The 3,101-nt window shown below is 51.8% G+C and carries 1 rRNA gene; it reads left to right on the forward strand.

The features are described 5' to 3' along the window. Positions 1 to 116: 116 nt before the first annotated feature. A 23S ribosomal RNA gene (locus tag LIX93_RS29435) occupies positions 117 to 3,009 on the forward strand. Positions 3,010 to 3,101 lie beyond the last annotated feature (92 nt).

Here is a 3,101-nt window from a genome sequence, read left to right on the forward strand (position 1 = left end):
CACTTTCACTGGTGTTCATTCAGGCTAAGGTAAAATTTGTGAGTGACTCTTAAGAGTTTTGCGAATTTTCGGCGAATGTCGTCTTCACAGTATAACCAGATTGCTTGGGGTTATATGGTCAAGTGAAGAAGCGCATACGGTGGATGCCTTGGCAGTCAGAGGCGATGAAAGACGTGGTAGCCTGCGAAAAGCTTCGGGGAGTCGGCAAACAGACTGTGATCCGGAGATGTCTGAATGGGGGAACCCAGCCATCATAAGATGGTTATCCTGCACTGAATACATAGGTGCTGGAAGCGAACCAGGGGAACTGAAACATCTAAGTACCCTGAGGAAAAGAAATCAACCGAGATTCCCTTAGTAGTGGCGAGCGAACGGGGACCAGCCCTTAAGTGGCTTTGAGATTAGCGGAACGCTCTGGAAAGTGCGGCCATAGTGGGTGATAGCCCTGTACGCGAAAATCTCTTGGTCATGAAATCGAGTAGGACGGGGCACGAGAAACCTTGTCTGAATATGGGGGGACCATCCTCCAAGGCTAAATACTACTGACTGACCGATAGTGAACTAGTACCGTGAGGGAAAGGCGAAAAGAACCCCGGAGAGGGGAGTGAAATAGATCCTGAAACCGTATGCGTACAAGCAGTGGGAGCAGACTTTGTTCTGTGACTGCGTACCTTTTGTATAATGGGTCAGCGACTTATTTTCAGTGGCGAGCTTAACCGAATAGGGGAGGCGTAGCGAAAGCGAGTGTTAATAGCGCGTTTAGTCGCTGGGAATAGACCCGAAACCGGGCGATCTATCCATGGGCAGGTTGAAGGTTGGGTAACACTAACTGGAGGACCGAACCGACTACCGTTGAAAAGTTAGCGGATGACCTGTGGATCGGAGTGAAAGGCTAATCAAGCTCGGAGATAGCTGGTTCTCCTCGAAAGCTATTTAGGTAGCGCCTCATGTATCACTGTAGGGGGTAGAGCACTGTTTCGGCTAGGGGGTCATCCCGACTTACCAAACCGATGCAAACTCCGAATACCTACAAGTGCCGAGCATGGGAGACACACGGCGGGTGCTAACGTCCGTCGTGAAAAGGGAAACAACCCAGACCGTCAGCTAAGGTCCCAAAATCCTGGTTAAGTGGGAAACGATGTGGGAAGGCTTAGACAGCTAGGAGGTTGGCTTAGAAGCAGCCACCCTTTAAAGAAAGCGTAATAGCTCACTAGTCGAGTCGGCCTGCGCGGAAGATGTAACGGGGCTCAAACCAGGTACCGAAGCTACGGGTATCACCTTCTGGTGATGCGGTAGAGGAGCGTTCTGTAAGCCTGTGAAGGTGAGTTGAGAAGCTTGCTGGAGGTATCAGAAGTGCGAATGCTGACATGAGTAACGACAATGGGTGTGAAAAACACCCACGCCGAAAGACCAAGGTTTCCTGCGCAACGTTAATCGACGCAGGGTTAGTCGGTCCCTAAGGCGAGGCTGAAAAGCGTAGTCGATGGAAAACAGGTTAATATTCCTGTACTTCTGGTTACTGCGATGGAGGGACGGAGAAGGCTAGGCCAGCTTGGCGTTGGTTGTCCAAGTTTAAGGTGGTAGGCTGAGATCTTAGGTAAATCCGGGATCTTAAGGCCGAGAGCTGATGACGAGTGCTCATTAGAGCGCGAAGTGGTTGATGCCATGCTTCCAAGAAAAGCTTCTAAGCTTCAGGTAACCAGGAACCGTACCCCAAACCGACACAGGTGGTTGGGTAGAGAATACCAAGGCGCTTGAGAGAACTCGGGTGAAGGAACTAGGCAAAATGGCACCGTAACTTCGGGAGAAGGTGCGCCGGTGAGGGTGAAGGACTTGCTCCGTAAGCTCATGCCGGTCGAAGATACCAGGCCGCTGCGACTGTTTATTAAAAACACAGCACTCTGCAAACACGAAAGTGGACGTATAGGGTGTGACGCCTGCCCGGTGCCGGAAGGTTAATTGATGGGGTTAGCTCACGCGAAGCTCTTGATCGAAGCCCCGGTAAACGGCGGCCGTAACTATAACGGTCCTAAGGTAGCGAAATTCCTTGTCGGGTAAGTTCCGACCTGCACGAATGGCGTAACGATGGCGGCGCTGTCTCCACCCGAGACTCAGTGAAATTGAAATCGCTGTGAAGATGCAGTGTATCCGCGGCTAGACGGAAAGACCCCGTGAACCTTTACTATAGCTTTGCACTGGACTTTGAATTTGCTTGTGTAGGATAGGTGGGAGGCTTTGAAGCGAGGACGCCAGTTCTTGTGGAGCCAACCTTGAAATACCACCCTGGCAACTTTGAGGTTCTAACTCAGGTCCGTTATCCGGATCGAGGACAGTGTATGGTGGGTAGTTTGACTGGGGCGGTCTCCTCCTAAAGAGTAACGGAGGAGTACGAAGGTGCGCTCAGACCGGTCGGAAATCGGTCGTAGAGTATAAAGGCAAAAGCGCGCTTGACTGCGAGACAGACACGTCGAGCAGGTACGAAAGTAGGTCTTAGTGATCCGGTGGTTCTGTATGGAAGGGCCATCGCTCAACGGATAAAAGGTACTCCGGGGATAACAGGCTGATACCGCCCAAGAGTTCATATCGACGGCGGTGTTTGGCACCTCGATGTCGGCTCATCACATCCTGGGGCTGAAGCCGGTCCCAAGGGTATGGCTGTTCGCCATTTAAAGTGGTACGCGAGCTGGGTTTAGAACGTCGTGAGACAGTTCGGTCCCTATCTGCCGTGGACGTTTGAGATTTGAGAGGGGCTGCTCCTAGTACGAGAGGACCGGAGTGGACGAACCTCTGGTGTTCCGGTTGTCACGCCAGTGGCATTGCCGGGTAGCTATGTTCGGGAAAGATAACCGCTGAAAGCATCTAAGCGGGAAACTTGCCTCAAGATGAGATCTCACTGGAACCTTGAGTTCCCTAAAGGGCCGTCGAAGACTACGACGTTGATAGGTTGGGTGTGTAAGCGCTGTGAGGCGTTGAGCTAACCAATACTAATTGCCCGTGAGGCTTGACCATATAACACCCAAGCAATTTGCGACTCGAAAGAGCATCAGATTGCGGTGACTGTGGAGATGACACGAACCGAAAGTTCGTCGACTCTGAAGCGA

The sequence above is a fragment of the Pseudomonas sp. MWU16-30317 genome, from assembly GCF_020515695.1.
GTDB lineage: Bacteria > Pseudomonadota > Gammaproteobacteria > Pseudomonadales > Pseudomonadaceae > Aquipseudomonas.